This window comes from Geodermatophilaceae bacterium NBWT11, from assembly GCA_014218215.1.
GTDB lineage: Bacteria > Actinomycetota > Actinomycetes > Mycobacteriales > Geodermatophilaceae > Klenkia.
The window spans coordinates 2,116,699-2,134,976 of record CP043652.1; the positions used below are offsets into that span (position 1 = coordinate 2,116,699).

The window sequence follows — 18,278 nt, forward strand, 5'->3', positions numbered from 1 at the left end:
TGACGAAGACGGACCCCCGCCGCTCGACCTCTGGAGCACTGCTGTGAGCGCTGCTGCGCACGCCCTCGAGTGGCAGGCCGCCGCCGCCGCGTTGATCCGCGCCATGCCCCGGCACCGGATGGTCGGCAACGGCATGCAGGCCACCGACGCCGACGAGCTGCACGCCGGGGTCTCCGCCGGCGCCGCCTGGTCGGAGGTGGCCGCCCGGCTCGCCCGCCGGCAGACCCGGCTGGCCGTCGAGGCGATGGCGGTCGGTGACCCGGTGACGGCCCGGGAGAAGTTCCTCCGCGCCGCCGCCTGCTGGTCCTTCGGGCAGATCCCGCTGGAGGACGGCCCGGCCAAGCAGGCCCACTACCGCAGCCTGGTCGAGGCCTTCGGTCGCGCCGGCGCCCTGCTCGACCCCCCGGCCGAGCACGTCGAGGTGCCGTGGGCCGGGAAGAGCCTGCGCGGTTGGCTGCTCCGTCCGCACGGCGTCGTCCGCCCGCCCGTGGTGATGGTGCTCGGCGGGATGGACGCCTGGCGCGAGGAGTACGCCGCCGGTGCCGAGCTCGTCCGCGACCGTGGCGTGGCGCTGTTCCTGCTCGACGCCCCCGGCCAGGGCGAGACCCGCGTCCTGGGCGGCCTGCACCTGGACCGCGACGTGCGGCTGGCGCTGTCCGCGGCCGTCGACCACGTGCTCGCCGACGACCGCCTCGGGGACCGGGTCGCCGTCTGGGGCAACAGCATGGGCGGGCACCTGGCCGCCCTGCTCGCCGCGCAGGACCCGCGGATCGCCGCCTGCGTCGTCACCGGCGGCACGGTGACCCCGTCGGAGACCCACACCCGCTTCCCGCGCTTCATCGGCAAGGTCCAGGCCATGCTCGGCCTGCAGCACGACGAGGACGCCGCGCGCAGCCTGATGGACGGCCTCGCCCTGGACGCCGAGACGCTGTCCGGCCTCACCTGCCCGCTGCTGGTGCAGCACGGCAAGCGGGACGCCGTCTTCAAGATCGCGAACGCGCGGCCGATCCACGACCTCGCCGCCTCGACGGACAAGACCTGGCAGGAGTGGGCGGACGGCGACCACTGCGTCGACAACCACGCCGACGAGAAGTACCTCGAGGTCGCCCGCTGGCTGGCCCCCCGGCTGACCGGGGCACCCGTCCCCGCCTGAGAGCGGCGGGGCCGGGTTCCACGTGGAACGCGGTCAGCCGGTGACGGCGTCCTCGTAGTCCTCATAGGTCGCCAGCACGTCCTCGATGTCGATGATGTCGGGGAAGTCGGCGACGTCCTGGTGCTTCTTCAGGAAGTCGATCGTCGTCACGATGAAGTCCGGCTCGTCGTCGTCGGACACGCCCAGGCGGTCCAGCACGGCGGGGGAGAGCTTGAACCAGACCTCGACGGTCTCGCCCTGCTCGTTCAGCCGGACGACGTACTCGTGGTCGCCCTGCTCCTCGATGTCGTAGTCCTCAGCAGGCATGGCCGCCGCCTACCCGGGCCCGCGGGAGCCCGAACGTGACCCCGGTGTCACAGCTGGACCGACTCCCCGGGGGCCAGCCGGTGATAGGTCGACGGCGAGCCGGGACCCTTCTCCCCGACCATCCCGCCGATCGCCTGCAGCCCGATGTCGTTGAGCAGCCCGTCGTGCACGGCGTAGGCCTGCGGGGCGGCCACCTCGCGCAGGTAGTCGACCAGCTCGGAGACCTTCGACCAGGGCGCGTGCAGGGGCAGCAGCAGGGTGGGGACGGCGACACCGGGCGCGGTGAGCGCGTCACCGGGGTGGAAGACCTGCCCGTCGACGAGGAACCCGGTGTTCAGGATGGTCGGGACGTCGGGGTGGATGACCGCGTGGTGCTCGCCGTGCGCGGTGACCTCGAAGCCGGCCGCGGTGAAGGCGTCGCCGTCGCCGACGACGTGCACCCGGGAGCCGCCGTCGAGCTGCTCGGCCACCGAGCGGTTGGTCCACACCTCCAACGCCGGGTCGTCGGCCAGGGCCTGCTTCGTGCGGCCGACGTCGAGGTGGTCGAAGTGCTCGTGGGTGATGAGCACCGCCGAGGCGCCGGTCCAGGCGCTCTCCTCGGTCAGCGAGCCGGGGTCGAGGACCAGGCGGCGGTCGCCGTCGGACAGGACGACGCAGGCATGTCCGTGCTTGGTGAGCTGCATGCGCCCGACGCTATGTCGAGGACGGGTGGAGCGCAGCGTGTTCGGCCGGCCGGTGTGCGGGGCAGGAGCCGGGCATGGAACACGTGAGGCTGAACAACGGCGTCGAGATCCCGCAGCTGGGCCTGGGCACCGCCCGGGTGGAGGACGAGGAGATCCGGCGCATCGTGCGGGAGGGCCTCGAGGTCGGCTACCGGATGGTCGACACCGCGGCCAAGTACGAGAACGAGGTCGGTGTCGGGCAGGGGCTGGTCGACTCCGGGCTCGCCCGGGACGACGTCTTCGTGACCACGAAGCTGCGCGGCGCCGACCAGGGCGGCGAGTCGGCGAAGCAGGCGCTCACCGACAGCCTGCGCCGGCTGGGCCTGGACCACGTCGACCTCTACCTCGTGCACTGGCCGCTGCCGCAGCAGGACCGCTACCTCGAGTCGTGGCAGGCCCTGCAGGAGCTCACCGCGCAGGGCCTGACCCGGGCGATCGGCGTCTCCAACTTCCTGCCCGAGCACCTGGACCGGTTGGCCGCCGAGACCAGCACGGTCCCGGCGGTGAACCAGATCGAGTGCCACCCGCGCTTCCCGCAGGTCGCCCAGCGCGACGACGACGCCCGCCGCGGCATCGTCACCCAGTCCTGGTCACCGCTGGCCAACGGCGGGGACCTGCTGGGCGACGACGTCGTGACCCGGATCGCCGCCGAGCACGACGTCACCCCCGCGCAGGTGGTGCTCCGCTGGCACGTGCAGCAGGGCCTGGTCACCATCCCGAAGGCCAGCTCGCGCGAGCGCCTGGTGGCCAACCTGGACGTGTTCGGCTTCGCCCTCACCGACGCCGACCTGGCCGCGATGACCGCCCTGGACACCGGTGAGCGCACCGATCCGCGTCAGGACCCCGCCACCTGGGAGGAGTTCTGACACGCAGGGCGACCAGCGGGTTCCCGACCTGGAGGGCGAGAAGGTGACCAACCCGGACGGGTGAGTTCGTCAGCGACGCAACTGCACACCACACCCGCGGCGGCCGACGGTGGGGACATGAGCAGCGAACTGGTCCTCACCCTCGCCGCGGCCCAGGGCCGCAGCACCGGCCTCTGGCACGCCGTCGAGCTGCACCGCAGCCCCTCGGAGGTGGACGGCGCCTGCGAGGTCGCCGTCTGCGGCGCCCTGGCCCGCGTCGACGTCGAGCAGCGCTGGGACGGCGCGGACGACGAGTCCTGCGAGGCCTGCGCCGACCTCCTGTACTGAGCCCCTCAGACCGGGGGCGCCACCGGCGCGTCCTCGTCGGGCACCTCGAAGGGCGCCACGTGTGCCCCGAACCGCTCGCACACCCAGCCGCCCTCGACCGGGGCCAGCACCGCGAACTCGGTGTTCGCCAGGTGCGTGGTCATCGCGAACGTCGCCGGCAGGTCCGACACCGACGTCGCCACCCAGCGGATCGCCGCCCCGTGGCTGACCACGACCACCGAGCGCGCCGGATCGGCCTCGAGCAGGCGACGGACGTCCTCGACCACCGGCAGGTAGCGGGCCAGCACGTCGTGCCCGCTCTCCCCGCCCGGCGGGGCCACCTCGGGTGCGCCGGTGAACCACTGCCCGTAGGCGCGGTCGTACTCCTCCAGCACCGGCCAGCCGGCCTGCCCCTCGAGGTCACCGACGAAGGTCTCCTGCAGCCCGTCGCGGACGTCGACGTCCAGCCCCAGCCCGGCCGCCAGCGGGGCCGCGGTCTGCTGCGCCCGCAGCGCGCGCGAGGCCAGCACCGCCGCGACGGGGATGCCGCGCAGGGTGTCCACCAGCGCGCGGGCCTGTGCCTGCCCGTCCTCGGTCAGCGGGGCGCCCGGCGGCAGCGAGTCCAGCCGCATCGCCACGTTGGCCTCGGACTGGCCGTGCCGCACCAGCAGCAGTCGGCCGTTCACTCGCCGGTGAAGACCGGCGGACGCTTGGCCAGGAACGCCTCGACGGCCTCGGTGTGGTCGTGCGTCTGGCCCAGGGCCTTCTGCAGCCGACCCTCCAGCGCGAGGGTGTCGGCCAGGGAGTCCGTCGCCGCCGTCGCGAGCACCTCCTTGATCGCCCGGTAGGCCGCGGTCGGGCCGGCGGCGAGCCGGCCGGCCAGCTGCTGCGCGGTCACCAGGACCTCCTCGGCGGGGACGACGTGGTGCACCAGGCCCCACTCGCCGGCCTGCTCGGCGGTGAACGTGTCGGGGAAGAGCAGCAGCTGGGTGGCCCGGGAGCCGCCCACCGAGTGCACCAGCGCGGAGGCCAGGGCGGAGTCGCTGCCCAGCCCGATGCCGGCGAACGCGGTGCCGAACTTCGCGCCCGCCGCGGCCACCCGCAGGTCACCGCGCAGGGCGAGCCCCAGCCCGGCCCCGACGCAGGCGCCGTTGACCGCCACCACGGTGGGCACCCGCAACGCGGCGAAGGCCAGCACCATCGGGTTGTAGGAGTCGGCGACGACGTCCAGGGAGGTGCTCGCGTCCCCGTGCAGCGCCTGCACGTGCTCGGCGAGGTCCTGCCCGACGCAGAACGCCCGGCCGGAGCCGGTGAGCACCACGGCGCGCACCGACCGGTCGCCCGCCACGCCCTCGATGGCCGCGGTCAGGTCGGCGCGGGACTGCCGCGACAGCCCCGGGACCAGCAGGGTCAGGGTGGCGACGCCGTCGGCGTCCGTACGAGTGACGGTGTCGGACATCGTCGTCCCCTCAGCTGTAGTCGTGGAAGCCGCGACCGGTCTTGCGACCCAGGTCACCGGCGGCCACCTTGTCACGCAGCAGCTGGGGGGCGGCGAACCGGTCGCCCAGGGTCCCGGCCAAGTAGTCGGCGATGGCCAGCCGGACGTCGAGACCGACCAGGTCGGTGGAGCGCAGCGGGCCCATGGGGTGCCGGTAGCCCAGCTCCATGGCCTGGTCGATCGCCTCGGCGTCGGCCACGCCCTCCTCGAGCATCCGGATCGCCTCCAGGCCGAGCAGCACGCCCAGCCGGGACGACGCGAAGCCGGGGGAGTCCTTGACCACGACGTCGGTCTTGCCCAGCTCGCGCACCCACGTCCGCGCGGTCTCGACGGCGTCGGCGGCGGTCTCCGGCGCGACGACCACCTCGACCAGCTTCGACGCCGGCACCGGGTTGAAGAAGTGCATCCCGAGGAAGCGCGCCGGCCAGTCCAGTGCCGCGGCCAGTTCGGTCACCGACAGGGAGCTGGTGTTGGTGGCCAGCACCGCGTCCGGGCCGATCGCGGCCTCGGCGGCCCGCAGCACCGCGATCTTCAGCGCCGGCACCTCGGGCACGGCCTCGACGACGAGCACGGTGTCGCCGGGCAGCTCGGCGGCGGAGTCCACCATCGTCAGGCGGGCGGCCACCTCGGCGACGGACCCGGTCAGCTTCCCGCGGCGGTCGGCCTCCTCGAGACCGGCGACGATCCGGTCGTGGGCGGCCTGCGCGGCGTCGTCGCCGGCCTCGACCACGTGCACCTGCGCGCCGGTGCCCAGCAGCGCCTGGGCGATCCCGCCGCCCATCCGCCCGCCGCCCACGACGCCGACCGGGCGGGCCATCAGACCCGCTCCACCAGCATCGACACGCCCTGGCCGACACCGACGCACAGCGTGGCCAGCCCGCGGCGGCCGCCCTCGCGCTCCAGGCGGCCGAGCAGGGTGACCAGCAGCCGGGCGCCGGAGCAGCCCAGCGGGTGGCCCAGGGCGATCGCGCCGCCGTCGGCGTTGACGATCTCCTCGTCGATGCCCAGCCGGCGCAGCACCCCGAGGGACTGAGCGGCGAAGGCCTCGTTCAGCTCGACGGCGTCGAGGTCGGCGGTGCTCCAGCCGGCCTTGGCCAGCGCCTTCTCCGTCGAGGGCACCGGACCCAGGCCCATCACGTTGGGGGCCACGCCGGCCGAGGCGGAGACGACGACGCGGGCCCGGGGGGTGAGCCCGTGCCGCTCGACGGCCTCGCCGCTGGCCAGCACCAGCGCAGCCGCGCCGTCCGAGAGCGGGGAGCTGTTCCCGGCGGTGACGATGCCGCCCTTCCGGAAGACCGGCTTGAGCTTCCCCAGCGACTCCAGCGAGGAACCGGGGCGGGGGCCCTCGTCCCGGGTGACGGTGACGGTCTCCTTCTTGCCGACGACCTCGACCGGGACGATCTCGGCGTCGAACCGGCCGGCCTCCTGCGCGGCGACGGCCCGGGCGTGGCTGCGGACGGCGAAGGCGTCGCACTCGTCGCGGGTGAGCCCGTCCAGCGCCGCGATCTCCTCGGCGGTCTCGCCCATGGTGAGGGTGATCTTGCGGGTGGTCGGGTCCTCGGGGTGCTCGACGGCGCGGTCGTGCGCGGCGAAGGTCGGGTTGGTGAAGCGCCAGCCCAGCGAGGTGTCCACGACCTCGCCCGGGCGCGCCCACGGGGTGCCGGGCTTGGCCATGACCCAGGGGGCGCGGGTCATCGACTCGACCCCGCCGGCGATGGCCAGGTCGATCTCCCCGGCCCGGATGGAGGCCGCGGCCGAGGCGGTGGCGGTCAGCCCCGACGCGCACAGCCGGTTGGTGGTGTACCCGGGCACGGTGTCGGGGAGGCCGGCCAGCAGCACGGCCATCCGGGCCACGTCGCGGTTGTCCTCCCCGGACTGGTTGGCCGCACCGAGCACGACCTCCTCGACGAACTCGGCCCCGGCACCCGAGCGGCGCAGCGCCTCACCGACGACGAGGGCGGCCAGGTCGTCGGGCCGGACCCCGGCCAGGGCCCCGCCGTACTTGCCTTGGGGCGTGCGGGCCCCGCTGACCAGGTAGACCTCGGTGGACGGCATCGTCGCTCCTCGCAGCTGGGACGTCCGGTGAAACTGACCGGACGGTCAGGAAAGCCTGTCGCCACCTTCGTGCACACCGATGGGCAGGGCAAGTCCCCGCTCCCGACCAGCGGGAGCGGGGACGGCGGGCGCGCCGGTGACCTGCCCCGTCACCGGCGGACCCCGGTCGGGTGCCCCGTGGGCGACACGGTGGTCAGGGGCACCGGTCGTGTCAACGGCCGTGCAACGTTCGCCGGCCCTTTACTTGACTCGTTCCAGAACAGCCCGCATGCTCGGGGGGTGACCACGCCGGCGGACCTCGAGCAGGAGCTGCGCTCGGCGGCCCTGCGCGTGACCCGGCCGCGGCTGGCCGTCCTCGGCGTCGTCCGTGCCCACCCGCACGCCACCACCGACACGGTGCTGCGGCTGGTCCGCGAGCAGCTGCCCGAGGTCTCTCACCAGGCCGTGTACGACGTGCTCCGGGCGCTGACGTCGTCCGGGCTGGTGCGGCGGATCGAGCCCTCGGGCTCGGTCGCGCGCTACGAGTCCCGCGTGGGCGACAACCACCACCACCTGGTCTGCCGGTCCTGCGGGGTGATCGTCGACGTCGACTGCGCCATCGGCGAGGCCCCCTGCCTGACCCCGTCGGCCGACCGCGGCTTCGTCGTCGACGAGGCCGAGGTCATCTACTGGGGGCGTTGCGCCGCGTGCGTGGCCGCCCCCGCGTCACCGCACCCCGTTCCACAGCTCCCCGTTCCTCAGCTCCACGCCTGATCCCCGTCCGGAAGGAAGTCACGTGAGCGACGAGAACCTCCCCATCGACACCCAGACCGTCGAGCGCAACATGAACGACGAGGTCGACGGCGGCTGCCCCATGGGCGACCGCTTCAAGCACCCGACCGAGGGTGGGGGCAACCAGGACTGGTGGCCCAACTCGCTCAACCTCAAGGTGCTGCGCAAGCACCCGGCCGTGGCCAACCCGCTCGACGCCGACTTCGACTACGCCGCCGCGGTGGCGACGATCGACGTCGAGGAGCTCACCCGCGACGTCGACGCGATCATGACCGACTCCAAGGACTGGTGGCCCGCCGACTTCGGCCACTACGGCGGCCTCTTCATCCGGATGGCCTGGCACAGCGCCGGCACCTACCGGGTCAGCGACGGCCGCGGCGGCGCCGGGGCCGGCATGCAGCGCTTCGCCCCGCTGAACAGCTGGCCGGACAACGCGAGCCTGGACAAGGCCCGTCGGCTGCTCTGGCCGGTCAAGCAGAAGTACGGCCAGAAGCTCTCCTGGGCCGACCTGATCGTCTTCACCGGCAACCGCGCGCTGGAGACCATGGGCTTCCAGACCTTCGGCTTCGCCTTCGGCCGCCCCGACGTGTGGGAGCCCGACGAGGACGTCTACTGGGGCCCCGAGCAGACCTGGCTGGGTCGCGAGCGCTACGGCGCCGACGACAAGCTGCAGGGTCCGCTGGCCGCCGTCCAGATGGGCCTGATCTACGTCAACCCCGAGGGCCCGGCCGGCAACCCCGACCCGATGGGCTCCGCCCGGGACATCCGCGAGACCTTCGGCCGGATGGCCATGAACGACGAGGAGACCGTCGCCCTCATCGCCGGTGGGCACACCTTCGGCAAGACCCACGGTGCCGCCGACCCCGAGCCGCACGTCGGCCCCGAGCCCGAGGCCGCCCCGCTGGAGGCGCAGGGCTTCGGCTGGGCCAACTCCTTCGGCTCCGGCAAGGGCCGCGACGCCATCACCTCCGGCCTGGAGGTCACCTGGACCTCGACCCCCACCCGCTGGGGCATGGGCTACCTGGAGAACCTCTACGCCTACGAGTGGGAGCTCGAGAAGAGCCCGGCCGGTGCGCACCAGTGGCGCCCGGTGGACGGCGGGGGCACGAACACCATCCCCGACCCCGAGTCCGGTGAGCTGAACCGCTACCCGACCATGCTGACCAGCGACATCGCGCTGCGCGTGGACCCGGTGTACGAGGAGATCACCCGCCGCTTCCTGGCGAACCCCGACGAGTACGCCGACGCCTTCGCCCGCGCCTGGTTCAAGCTCACCCACCGCGACATGGGCCCGATCCAGCGCTACCTCGGCCCGCTCGTGCCGCAGGAGGAGCTGGTCTGGCAGGACCGCGTGCCGGCCGTGGACCACCCGCTGGTCACCGACGCCGACGTCGCCGTCCTCAAGGAGAAGGTGCTCGCCTCCGGTCTGACCGTGGGCCAGCTGGTCAACACCGCGTGGGCCGCGGCCGCGACCTTCCGGATCAGCGACAAGCGCGGTGGCGCCAACGGCGGGCGCATCCGGCTCCAGCCGCAGGCGAGCTGGGACATCAACCAGCCCGACGAGCTCGCCGGGATCATCGGCGTCCTCGAGGGGATCAAGGCCGACTTCGACGCCTCGGCGGCGGACGGTCGCAAGGTCTCCTTCGCCGACCTGGTGGTCATCGCCGGCAACGCCGGGGTCGAGAAGGCCGCCGCCGACGCCGGGACGCAGCTGACGGTGCCCTTCACCCCGGGCCGCACCGACGCCACCCAGGAGCAGACCGACGAGGACTCCTTCTCCTGGATGGAGCTGCACACCGACGGCTTCCGCAACGTCACCGGCAAGGGCGAGATGCTGCCCGCTGAGTACCTTCTGGTCGACCGGGCGAACCTGCTCAGCCTGTCCGCGCCGGAGATGACCGTGCTCGTCGGTGGCCTCCGGGTGCTGGGTGCCAACAACGGCGGCTCGGCGCAGGGCGTGCTCACCAGCCGTTCGCACACCCTGACCAACGACTTCTTCGTGAACCTCCTGGACATGGAGAACACCTGGAAGCCGGTCGGGGACGGCAGCTACGAGGCCCGCGACACCGCCGGCCAGGTCGTGTGGACCGGCAGCCGGATCGACCTGCTCTTCGGGTCGAACTCCGAGCTGCGGGCCGTCGCGGAGGTCTACGCCCAGGGCGACTCGGCGGAGAAGTTCACCCGCGACTTCGTCGCCGCCTGGACCAAGGTCATGGAGCTGGACCGCTACGACGTGAAGTGACGTAGCAGCCAGGAGGCCCCCGTGCGTGTGCACGGGGGCCTCCTGCGTGTCTGGGAACTCCCTGGGGGGCCTCGACGTTCTCGTGCACCCCGTCTAAGGTCAGCCTGCCCTTGGTCGACCGACCCCGCGGCAGTGACGTGCCAGGAGGTGTCCGCCGTGGGCCAGGTCTTCTTCCCCAGCTACCTGATCGGCCTGCGCGAGGGCCTCGAGATGGTGCTCATCGTCAGCGTGCTGGTCGCCTACCTGGTCAAGACCGACCGCCGCCGGCACCTGCTGCCGGTCTGGGGCGGGGTCGCCGCCGCCGTCGTGCTGTCGGTCGGGTTCGGCGCCGCGCTGTCCTACGTGTCCACCACCGTGCTGGGCGGCCCCGGCCAGGAGCTCTTCGACGCGATCACCTCGGTGGTCGCCGTCGCCCTGGTCACCTGGATGGTCTTCTGGATGCGGCGCACCGCCCGCAAGCTGTCGGGTGAGCTGCGCGGCAGGCTCGACGACGCCGTGGGCCTCGGGCTGGGCGCCGTCGTCGGCATCGCGTTCGCCTCCGTCGTCCGCGAGGGCCTGGAGACGACGCTGCTCTTCTTCGCCTCCGCCCAGGGTGCGGTGAGCGCGACCCCGCTGGTCGGGCTGCTGGCCGGGCTGGCCACCGCCGTCGTCCTCGGGTTCGCGCTGTACGCCGGCGCCGTCCGGATCGACCTGTCGCGGTTCTTCACCGTCTCCGGAGTCCTGCTGATCTTCATCGCCGCCGGGATCTTCAAGTACGGCGTGCACGACTTCCAGGAGGCCGGCGTGCTGCCCGGCCTGACCACGTACGCCTACGACGCGTCGGGCTGGCTGGACCCCGGCAGCTGGTACGGCGCGGTCCTCGACGGCGTCTTCCACGTCTCGGCGCAGCCCACGGTGCTGGAGATGGTCGCCTACGTGGCCTACCTCGTGCCGGTGCTCGCCCTCTTCCTGCTGCCCGGCCGCTCGGCAAGGCAGACCCCCCGCACCACCACCACGGAGCCCCAGCATGTCGACGCCACTGCGTAAGTCCCTCGGCAACGCCCTCGCCGCGACCTCCCTCGCCGCGGTCACCCTGCTCGCGGCCTGCGGCGGCGCCACCGACTCCTCGGCGGGCGGCGCGGGCGAGGCCTCCGACGACATCGCGGTCGCCGCCAGCGACGACACCTGCGACGTCGCGGCCAGTGAGCTCGAGGCCGGCACCCACCAGTTCACGGTGACCAACTCCGGCAGCAAGGTCACCGAGTTCTACGTCTACGCCGAGGGCGACCGGGTGATGGCCGAGGTCGAGAACATCGCCCCCGGGGTGGCCCGCGACCTGCTCGTCGAGCTCCCGGCCGGGGACTACGAGACCGTCTGCAAGCCCGGCATGGTCGGCGACGGCATCCGCAACGACCTGGTCGTCTCCGGCGAGGCCGTCACGCTCTCCGAGGACGAGAACCTGCAGCAGGCCGGGGTGGACTACCAGCGCTACGTGCAGAGCCAGACCGGGGCGCTGCTGGAGCAGACCACGGCCTTCACCGACGCCGTCAAGGCCGGGGACGTCGCGACCGCGCAGGCGCTGTTCCCGGTCGCCCGCACCTACTGGGAGCGGATCGAGCCGGTCGCGGAGAGCTTCGGCGACCTGGACCCGCTGATCGACGGCCGCGAGGGCGACCAGGCCGAGGGCGAGGACTTCACCGGGTTCCACCGCATCGAGCAGGCGCTGTGGGAGACCGGCGACGTCTCGGACATGGGCCCCTACGCCGACGACCTGCTGGCCAACGTGCAGGAGATCGTCGCCCGGGCCAACGAGGTCACCCTCGACCCGCTGCAGCTGGCCAACGGCGCCAAGGCCCTGCTCGACGAGATCGCCACCGGCAAGATCACCGGCGAGGAGGACCGCTACTCGCACACCGACCTGTGGGACTTCGCCGCCAACCTCGAGGGCTCCGAGGCCGCCGTGCAGGCGCTGCGCCCGTTCCTCGAGGAGGCCGACCCCGACCTGGTGGCCGAGATCGACGCCCGCTTCGCCGCCACCGAGGCCGAGCTCGAGCAGTACCGTGTGGGGGACGGATGGGCCCTGCACGACACGCTCACCGAGGACCAGCTGCGCGGCCTCAGCGACAGCATCACCGCGCTGAGCGAGTCGGTGAGCCAGGTGGCCGCCGTCGTCGCCGACCAGTAGGGAGTCCCGGAGTTGGGTGCCGAGCAGGGCGGGCTGTCCCGCCGACGCTTCTTCGGCCTGGCCGGGGCCGGCACCGCCGGGGTGCTGGCCGCCGGGGCCGCCGGCGGGGTGATCGGCCGGGCCACGGCCGAGGAGCCGACGTCGAGCGGGCCCAGTGCCAGCGACGCCGTGGACTTCGAGGGCACCCACCAGGCCGGGATCGTCACCCCGCGCAGGACCGGCTGCACTTCGTCGCCTTCGACGTGACCACCGACGACCGCGACGCCCTGGTCGAGGTGCTGCAGGCCTGGACGGCGGCCGCCCGGCGGATGACGGCCGGTCAGGACGCCGGCCCGGTGGGCGCGGTCGCCGGCAGCGAGTACGCCCCGCCGGACGACACCGGGGAGGCCATCGACCTGCCCCCGGCCGGGCTGACCATCACCGTCGGGTTCGGCCCGACGCTGTTCACCACCGCCGAGGGCGCCGACCGCTTCGGGCTCGCCGACCGCCGTCCCGACGCGTTGACCGAGCTGCCCGCCTTCCCCGGCGACGCCCTGGACCCCGCCCGCAGCGGCGGCGACCTGTGCGTGCAGGCCTGCGCGAACGACCCGCAGGTCGCCGTGCACGCCGTGCGCAACCTGTCCCGGCTGGGCGCCGGGGTGCTCAGCGTCCGGTGGTCCCAGCTCGGCTTCGGGCGGACGTCGTCCACCTCGTCGGGGCAGAGCACCCCCCGCAACCTCTTCGGTTTCAAGGACGGCACCGACAACCTCAAGGCCGAGCAGCCCGAGACCCTCGACCGGTTCGTCTGGGTGTCGGGCACGGACAGCTGGATGGACGGCGGCTCCTACCTGGTCAGCCGGCGCATCCGGATGCGGATCGAGCCGTGGGACACCTCCACGCTCGTCGAGCAGGAGCAGACCATCGGCCGGGCCAAGGGCAGCGGGGCGCCGCTGGGCCAGCGCGACGAGTTCGACCCGGTCGACTTCACCCAGCAGGTGGACGGCGAGTTCGCCGTCCCCGAGACCTCGCACGTGTTCCTGGCCCACCCCACCAACTCGGGGACGGCGATCCTGCGCCGCGGCTACAGCTTCGTCGACGGCTCGGACGGGCTGGGTCGGCTGGACGCCGGGCTGTTCTTCCTCTGCTACCAGTCGGACCCTGCGACCGGGTTCACCCAGGTGCAGCGCAACCTGCGGCTGGACAAGATGAACGAGTACGTCCAGCACACGTCCTCGGCGGTCTTTGCCTGCCCGCCCGGGATCACCGGCCCCGACGACTGGTTCGGCCGGGCGCTGTTCAGCTGAGGCTGGCGGGGCGGCTGGTCCGCGACGGCCGTCCCGGGTGAGGATGGGGGAGTGGAACCGGCTGCCCGCACCCTCGGTGGGCGCTACGAGCTCCGCTCGCTGATCGCCTCGGGCGGCATGGGCCAGGTGTGGCGGGCCCACGACCAGCTGCTCGGCCGGGCCGTCGCGGTGAAGGTGCTGCGCAGCGAGTACGCCGGCGACCCCGCGTTCCTGGGGCGCTTCCGGGCCGAGGCCCGGCACACCGCGCTGCTGCACCACCCCGCCGTCACCTCCGTCTTCGACTACGGCGAGACCGACGCGTCCTCCGGGGAGCACCTGGCCTACCTGGTGATGGAGCTGGTCGAGGGCGAGTCGCTGGCCGACCTGGTGCGCCGGGAGGGCGCGCTGGACCCGGCCCGGGCGCTGGAGGTGCTCCGGGCGACCGCCTCGGGGCTCGCCGCCGCGCACGAGGTGGGCGTCGTGCACCGCGACGTGAAGCCCGGCAACGTGCTGGTGGGCTGGGACGGCGCGGTGTCGGTCACCGACTTCGGCATCGCCTGGTCGGCCTCCAGCGTCTCCCTCACCGACACCGGCCAGGTCATCGGGACCGCGCACTACCTCTCCCCGGAGCAGGCCGAGGGCCGCCCGGCCACCCCGGCCAGCGACGTCTACGCCCTGGGCATGGTCGGCTACGAGCTGCTCAGCGGCCGCAAGGCGTTCCAGGGCGAGAGCTCGGTCGCGGTGGCGCTCAGCCAGATCCGCGAGGAGCCCCCACCGCTGCCGGCCACCGTCCCGGCGCCCGTGCAGGCGCTGATCGCGGCCATGACCACGAAGGACCCCCGGGCCCGGCTCGCCGACGGCGACGCAGTGGTCGCGGCGATCGACCGGCTGCCGGCCGCGGTGCGCGAGGACCCCACGCTGCTCCTGCCCACGACCGCCTCGGTCCCCGCCGCCGACGAGCCCGGGTCCCGACGTCGCCGCCCGCTCGTGCTGGCCCTGCTGGCCGGCGCGGTGCTGCTGGCCGGGGTGGGCGTCGCCGTCCTGCTCGGGGTCGGCGGCACCGAGGCCACCGCGGACGCCGGCCCCGCCCCCTCGGCCGCGTCCTCCACGACGGCTGCTGCGCCCACCACGACGGCCGACGTCGTGCTGACCGCCGGTGACCTCCTGGGCCGCCCGGCCGACGAGGTGGTCGCCGAGCTGACGGCGCTCGGGCTCGCGGTCACCCGCGCGGAGACCGCCAGCGCCCAGCAGACCGTGGGGACCGTCCTGGCCGTCGACCCCACCGGCACCCCGCTGGCCCCGGGATCGGCGGTCACGGTGACCGCCGCGGTGGCCCCGCCGACCGAGTCGCCGGGGTTGACCACCGTCGGCGGCACCACGGGCTCCGGGGCCGAGGGTGTGCCCGTCGTCCCCACCGCGGAGCCCGCGCCCACGACCGCGGCCCCGGCGCCCGCCCCCGGGCCGGGCAACGGGAACGGCAACGGCAACGGCAACGGACCGGGGAACGGGAACGGCCCGGGCGGCGGCGGGCCGGGGAACGGGAACGGCCCCGGCGGCGGGCGGGACGACGAGGACGACGACTGACCCCGATGATGGGCCGGTGCCCCTGCTGCGTCCCACCCCGCCCGCCCTGCCCGACCTGAGCGACCGCACGGTGCTGGTCACCGGGGCGAACGCGGGGCTCGGCCGGTGGGCGGTGGAGCAGCTGGCCGGGGCCGGTGCCCGGGTGCTCATGGCCTGCCGGTCGGCGCAGCGGGCGGCCCGGGCCGCCGACGACGTCCGCGCGCGGGTGGCGGGGGCCCGGCTGGAGCTGCTGACCCTCGACGTCGCCGACCTGGCCTCGGTCGCGGCCTGCGCGCGGGCCGTGGACACCGAGCTGGACGCGGTGCTGTGCAACGCCGGGGTGACCGAGACCCGGGGCCGGCAGGAGACCGCCGACGGCCTCGAGCTGATGATGGGCGGCAACACGTTCGGCCACGTCGCGCTGGTCGCGCAGCTGGCCGACCGGATCGCCCCCGGTGGGCGGGTGGTCACCGTGGGCTCGATCGCGCACCGCTGGTCGCCGCTGGACCCGACCGACCTGCAGGCGCAGCGGTCCTTCTCCTCGTTCCGGCAGTACGGACGCTCGAAGACCGCGTCGATGGCGTTCGCGTTCGAGCTGGACCGGCGGTGGCGGGCCGTCGGCCGGGACGCGGTCGCGGTGACCGCGCACCCCGGGTTCGCACTGGACTCGCTGTCCCCGGCCCGTCGGGGCGACGGCGTGCCCGCGGCGCTGCGCGCGGTGGCGGCGCCGGCCCGGGCGTTCAGCCAGGGCAAGGACGAGGGCGCCTGGCCGCTGGTGCACGCCTGCGTCGCTGACGGGGTGCAGGGCGGGGAGTACTGGGGTCCCGGCGGCTGGCAGGAGATGACGGGCCGGCCCGCGCTCTCCCGGGCCCGCGACCACGCCCGCGACCCGCTGACCGGCGCCCGGCTGTGGGCCGCGGTGGAGCGGGCGACCGGGGTGTCGTTCCCGATCGCCCCCTGAGCTCAGGCGGGGGCTGTCGTCCTCGTCGCACGGTGGGCGGCGAGCAGGGCGGCCGCTGCGCCCAGCAGGGCGAGGCGGCCCGGGCTGGCGTCCAGGCCGCCGAGGACCACCCCGACCCCGGCGGCGGCCGCCGCGGCCAGCAGCAGCCGGTCCCGGCCCGTGCGGACGGCGACCAGCGCGCAGGCCAGCGCCGCGACGACGGCGACCCGCGCCGGGTGCGCCGCGCCGGGCCCGACGCCCCAGGAGAGCCCGAGGGCGAGCAGTCCGAGCACCCCTCCGAGGGCGGCCAGCGACCGCGGGGTCACGGGGTGGCGGTGCGACCGGGGGTCAGCCACAGCGCGGCGCCCGCCAGCCCGAGGGCCGCGGTGAGCAGGAAGCCCTGGTCGCTGGCCACCAGCGGCAGCACGACCAGCACCCAGAACAGCGCCAGCCCGCCGACGCCGGCCGCGCCGACCCGCCACGCCTGCCGGCGGCTCAGCCCGCCACCGGGCACGAAGGGCACCAGGGCGACGAGGGCGGCCACCGTGGCGAACGCCGACCAGGTGGGCACGGCCGACCACAGCGAGGTCAGTCCGAACGACAGCGCCAGGCCGAGCTGGAGGACGACGAGGGCCAGCACGCCGAGCACCGTCGCGGTGAGCCTGGCCCGGTCGGCGGTGCCGCGGTTGCGCGGTGAGACCTGGGGGGCGCGGCCGGTGTCGTGCTGGCCGGGGGGCCCGGCCTGCGGCGGCGGGCGGTCGCCCGGGAAGCCGGGGACCCAGTCCATCGGGCCGGTCGGCGCGGCCGGGTAGGCCGGGTCGTAGCCGGTGGGCACCCGGTACTCCTGCGGTCCGGTGGGCTGTCCGGGCGGCGGGCCGACGGGCTGGGACCACTGCGGCTGACGCTGCACGGGCTGCGAGTGCTGCTGGGCGACCGGCTGCTCACCGGTGGGCTGCGCGGGGATCTGCGCGGTCCGGGGCGCCCTGGGGTTCTCGGAGGGGTCGTCGGCCGGCGGGTGGGGCGGGTACGGCGGCTGGCTCACCGGCCCACCGTATCGGCGGCCGGGGGTGCGACCGGGGACCCGACGCCGACGGGCGGCGAGGCCCGGTCATCCCGCCTACGGTCGCAGGCGTGGCAGTCCGTGCAGGCATCGTGGTCACCGGCACCGAGGTCCTCACCGGGCGGGTGACCGACCGGAACGGCCCCTGGCTGGCCGAGGCGTTGCGCGCCCGCGGCGTGGACGTCGGGCAGGTGGTCGTCGTGGGCGACCGGCCGGAGGACCTGCGCTCGGCGCTGGCGTTCCTGTCGGCCGGCAACGACCTGGTCATCACCTCCGGTGGGCTCGGGCCCACCGCCGACGACCTCACCGCCGAGGTGGTCGGGGACGTGCAGGGCCGGCCCAGCGCCGTCGACGAGGAGCTGGCCACCCGGATCGGCGCGATCGTCGAGCGGTTGATGAGCCGCCGCGGTTGGAAGGTCGACCCGGAGGCGACGCTGGCCGGCACCCGCAAGCAGGCCCGGGTCCCGGCCGGGGCCCTGGTGCTCGACCCGGTGGGCACCGCGCCGGGTCTCGTCGTCCCCCCGGCGCAGGGCGACGGGCCGCCGGTCGTCGTCCTCCCCGGGCCGCCGCCGGAGCTGCAGGGCATGTGGCCGGCCGCGCTGGCCGCCGCCCCCGTGCAGGCGGTGCTCGCCCGGGCCACCGAGCTGCGCCAGGACACGCTGCGACTCTGGGGCACCCCCGAGTCCGAGCTCGCGGCCACCCTGCGCCGGGTCGACGACCAGCTCGCGGGGCTCGAGATCACCACCTGCCTGCGCGACGGCGAGCTGGAGATCGTCACCCGCTACGCCCCCGACGCCGCGGACGCCTACGGCCGGCTCACCGACGCCGTCCGCGGCGACTTCGGCCCGACCCTGTTCAGCGAGGGCGACGACGTCGACACCCTGGTCGCGGCCGGCCTCGTCGACCGGGGCTGGACCGTCGCCACCGCGGAGTCCTGCACCGGCGGGCTGCTCGCCGCCCGGCTCACCGACCGGGCCGGCGCCTCGGCGTCGGTGCTGGGCGGGGTCGTGGCCTACGCGAACAGCGCCAAGGAGCAACTGCTCGACGTCCCGGTGGCGACGCTGGAGGCGCACGGCGCGGTCAGCGCCGAGGTCGCCCGGGCGCTCGCAGAGGGCGCCTGCGCCCGGTTCGGCTCCGACGTCGGCATCGGGGTCACCGGCATCGCCGGGCCCGGCGGCGGGACGGCGGACAAGCCCGTGGGCACCGTCCACCTGGTCGCGGTCGGCCCGGACGGGGCGTCGGCGAGCCGGTCCCTCGTCGTCCCCGGCGACCGGTCGGCGTTCCGGAAGCGGACCGTCACCGTCGGCCTGCACGTGCTGCGCGAGCTGCTGCTGGGCGGGCCGCCCGCCTGAGCCCCACGGTTCCACGGG

Annotated in this window: 18 protein-coding genes and 1 pseudogene; 11 read left to right on the top strand and 8 right to left on the bottom strand. The window is 74.6% G+C overall.

Features of this window, described 5'->3' with window-relative positions; genetic code table 11:
• Positions 1 to 43 precede the first annotated feature (43 nt).
• Positions 44 to 1,153 (top strand): alpha/beta fold hydrolase, encoded by a 1,110-nt coding sequence (locus F1C76_10190; GenBank protein QNG36909.1) that lies wholly within the window; start codon positions 44 to 46, stop codon positions 1,151 to 1,153.
• 33 nt (positions 1,154 to 1,186) lie between these two features.
• Here F1C76_10190 and F1C76_10195 read toward each other — a convergent pair whose 3' ends face one another.
• Together F1C76_10195 and F1C76_10200 are read right to left on the bottom strand one after the other, a co-directional pair.
• Entirely contained in the window at positions 1,187 to 1,459 is a 273-nt protein-coding gene (locus F1C76_10195) for a hypothetical protein (GenBank protein QNG36910.1), read from the bottom strand.
• Positions 1,460 to 1,506: 47 nt separating this feature from the next.
• Positions 1,507 to 2,142, bottom strand: coding sequence for an MBL fold metallo-hydrolase (locus F1C76_10200; GenBank protein QNG36911.1), 636 nt, complete (start codon positions 2,140 to 2,142; stop codon positions 1,507 to 1,509).
• A 74-nt stretch (positions 2,143 to 2,216) separates the two neighbouring features.
• Between F1C76_10200 and F1C76_10205 the strand changes: the two genes are divergently transcribed.
• Positions 2,217 to 3,047 carry an aldo/keto reductase gene (locus F1C76_10205; protein QNG36912.1) on the top strand — a complete coding sequence of 277 codons (831 nt, stop codon included), beginning with the start codon at positions 2,217 to 2,219 and terminating at the stop codon, positions 3,045 to 3,047.
• Positions 3,048 to 3,164: 117 nt separating this feature from the next.
• Positions 3,165 to 3,374, top strand: coding sequence for a hypothetical protein (locus tag F1C76_10210; protein QNG36913.1), 210 nt, complete (start codon positions 3,165 to 3,167; stop codon positions 3,372 to 3,374).
• Positions 3,375 to 3,379: 5 nt separating this feature from the next.
• Here the strand turns inward: F1C76_10210 and F1C76_10215 are convergent, their stop codons facing one another.
• The 4 genes from F1C76_10215 to F1C76_10230 are packed head-to-tail and all read right to left on the bottom strand — an operon-like array spanning position 3,380 to position 6,906.
• The gene (locus tag F1C76_10215; GenBank protein QNG36914.1) at positions 3,380 to 4,039 is read right to left on the bottom strand and encodes a histidine phosphatase family protein; all 660 of its coding nucleotides are present in this window, start codon (positions 4,037 to 4,039) and stop codon (positions 3,380 to 3,382) included.
• Positions 4,036 to 4,812, bottom strand: coding sequence for an enoyl-CoA hydratase (locus tag F1C76_10220; protein ID QNG36915.1), 777 nt, complete (start codon positions 4,810 to 4,812; stop codon positions 4,036 to 4,038). The genes F1C76_10215 and F1C76_10220 overlap by 4 nt, the downstream gene beginning before the upstream one ends.
• A 10-nt stretch (positions 4,813 to 4,822) precedes the next feature.
• A complete protein-coding gene (locus F1C76_10225) occupies positions 4,823 to 5,668 on the bottom strand; it encodes a 3-hydroxyacyl-CoA dehydrogenase family protein (GenBank protein ID QNG36916.1) in 846 nt (281 codons plus the stop codon).
• Positions 5,668 to 6,906: a thiolase family protein gene (locus F1C76_10230; protein ID QNG36917.1), complete on the bottom strand. Its 1,239-nt coding sequence runs from the start codon at positions 6,904 to 6,906 to the stop codon at positions 5,668 to 5,670. Before F1C76_10230 ends, F1C76_10225 begins: the two co-directional genes overlap by 1 nt.
• Before the next feature lie 279 nt (positions 6,907 to 7,185).
• On the opposite strand from F1C76_10230, the gene F1C76_10235 reads away from it, so the two are divergent.
• From F1C76_10235 to F1C76_10265, 7 genes and pseudogenes are all read left to right on the top strand, one after another.
• On the top strand, positions 7,186 to 7,659 hold the full coding sequence (locus F1C76_10235; GenBank protein QNG36918.1) for a transcriptional repressor: 474 nt from the start codon (positions 7,186 to 7,188) through the stop codon (positions 7,657 to 7,659).
• A gap of 70 nt (positions 7,660 to 7,729) precedes the next feature.
• Entirely contained in the window at positions 7,730 to 9,919 is a 2,190-nt protein-coding gene (gene katG, locus F1C76_10240; GenBank protein ID QNG39154.1) for a catalase/peroxidase HPI, read from the top strand.
• 156 nt (positions 9,920 to 10,075) lie between these two features.
• Positions 10,076 to 10,945 (top strand): iron transporter, encoded by an 870-nt coding sequence (locus F1C76_10245; GenBank protein ID QNG36919.1) that lies wholly within the window; start codon positions 10,076 to 10,078, stop codon positions 10,943 to 10,945.
• Positions 10,926 to 12,083, top strand: a complete 1,158-nt coding sequence (gene efeO / locus F1C76_10250) for an iron uptake system protein EfeO (GenBank protein QNG36920.1) — start codon at positions 10,926 to 10,928, stop codon at positions 12,081 to 12,083. The genes F1C76_10245 and efeO overlap by 20 nt, the downstream gene beginning before the upstream one ends.
• Before the next feature lie 12 nt (positions 12,084 to 12,095).
• Positions 12,096 to 13,366 (top strand): annotated as a pseudogene (gene efeB / locus F1C76_10255) (deferrochelatase/peroxidase EfeB).
• A 117-nt stretch (positions 13,367 to 13,483) separates the two neighbouring features.
• Positions 13,484 to 14,929 (top strand): serine/threonine protein kinase, encoded by a 1,446-nt coding sequence (locus tag F1C76_10260; protein QNG39155.1) that lies wholly within the window; start codon positions 13,484 to 13,486, stop codon positions 14,927 to 14,929.
• A gap of 25 nt (positions 14,930 to 14,954) precedes the next feature.
• Positions 14,955 to 15,869 carry an SDR family NAD(P)-dependent oxidoreductase gene (locus F1C76_10265; GenBank protein QNG39156.1) on the top strand — a complete coding sequence of 305 codons (915 nt, stop codon included), beginning with the start codon at positions 14,955 to 14,957 and terminating at the stop codon, positions 15,867 to 15,869.
• Between the two features lie 2 nt (positions 15,870 to 15,871).
• On the opposite strand, the gene F1C76_10270 is transcribed toward F1C76_10265, so the two are convergent.
• The gene (locus tag F1C76_10270) at positions 15,872 to 16,174 is read right to left on the bottom strand and encodes a hypothetical protein (GenBank protein QNG36921.1); all 303 of its coding nucleotides are present in this window, start codon (positions 16,172 to 16,174) and stop codon (positions 15,872 to 15,874) included.
• A complete protein-coding gene (locus F1C76_10275) occupies positions 16,171 to 16,890 on the bottom strand; it encodes a hypothetical protein (GenBank protein QNG36922.1) in 720 nt (239 codons plus the stop codon). Before F1C76_10275 ends, F1C76_10270 begins: the two co-directional genes overlap by 4 nt.
• 89 nt (positions 16,891 to 16,979) lie before the next feature.
• Here F1C76_10275 and F1C76_10280 point away from each other — a divergent pair, with 89 nt between their 5' ends.
• The gene (locus F1C76_10280) at positions 16,980 to 18,260 is read left to right on the top strand and encodes a competence/damage-inducible protein A (GenBank protein ID QNG36923.1); all 1,281 of its coding nucleotides are present in this window, start codon (positions 16,980 to 16,982) and stop codon (positions 18,258 to 18,260) included.
• The last annotated feature ends 18 nt before the right edge of the window (positions 18,261 to 18,278 follow it).

Coding starts and splice junctions, on each gene's coding strand:
- F1C76_10260 (QNG39155.1), top strand. CDS start 13,484: ATGGGCCAGGTGTGGCGGGCCCACGACCAGCTGCTCGGCCGGGCCGTC.
- F1C76_10195 (QNG36910.1), bottom strand. CDS start 1,459: ATGCCTGCTGAGGACTACGACATCGAGGAGCAGGGCGACCACGAGTAC.
- F1C76_10220 (QNG36915.1), bottom strand. CDS start 4,812: ATGTCCGACACCGTCACTCGTACGGACGCCGACGGCGTCGCCACCCTG.
- katG (QNG39154.1), top strand. CDS start 7,730: ATGAACGACGAGGTCGACGGCGGCTGCCCCATGGGCGACCGCTTCAAG.
- F1C76_10210 (QNG36913.1), top strand. CDS start 3,165: ATGAGCAGCGAACTGGTCCTCACCCTCGCCGCGGCCCAGGGCCGCAGC.
- efeO (QNG36920.1), top strand. CDS start 10,926: ATGTCGACGCCACTGCGTAAGTCCCTCGGCAACGCCCTCGCCGCGACC.
- F1C76_10200 (QNG36911.1), bottom strand. CDS start 2,142: ATGCAGCTCACCAAGCACGGACATGCCTGCGTCGTCCTGTCCGACGGC.
- F1C76_10205 (QNG36912.1), top strand. CDS start 2,217: ATGGAACACGTGAGGCTGAACAACGGCGTCGAGATCCCGCAGCTGGGC.
- F1C76_10230 (QNG36917.1), bottom strand. CDS start 6,906: ATGCCGTCCACCGAGGTCTACCTGGTCAGCGGGGCCCGCACGCCCCAA.
- F1C76_10225 (QNG36916.1), bottom strand. CDS start 5,668: ATGGCCCGCCCGGTCGGCGTCGTGGGCGGCGGGCGGATGGGCGGCGGG.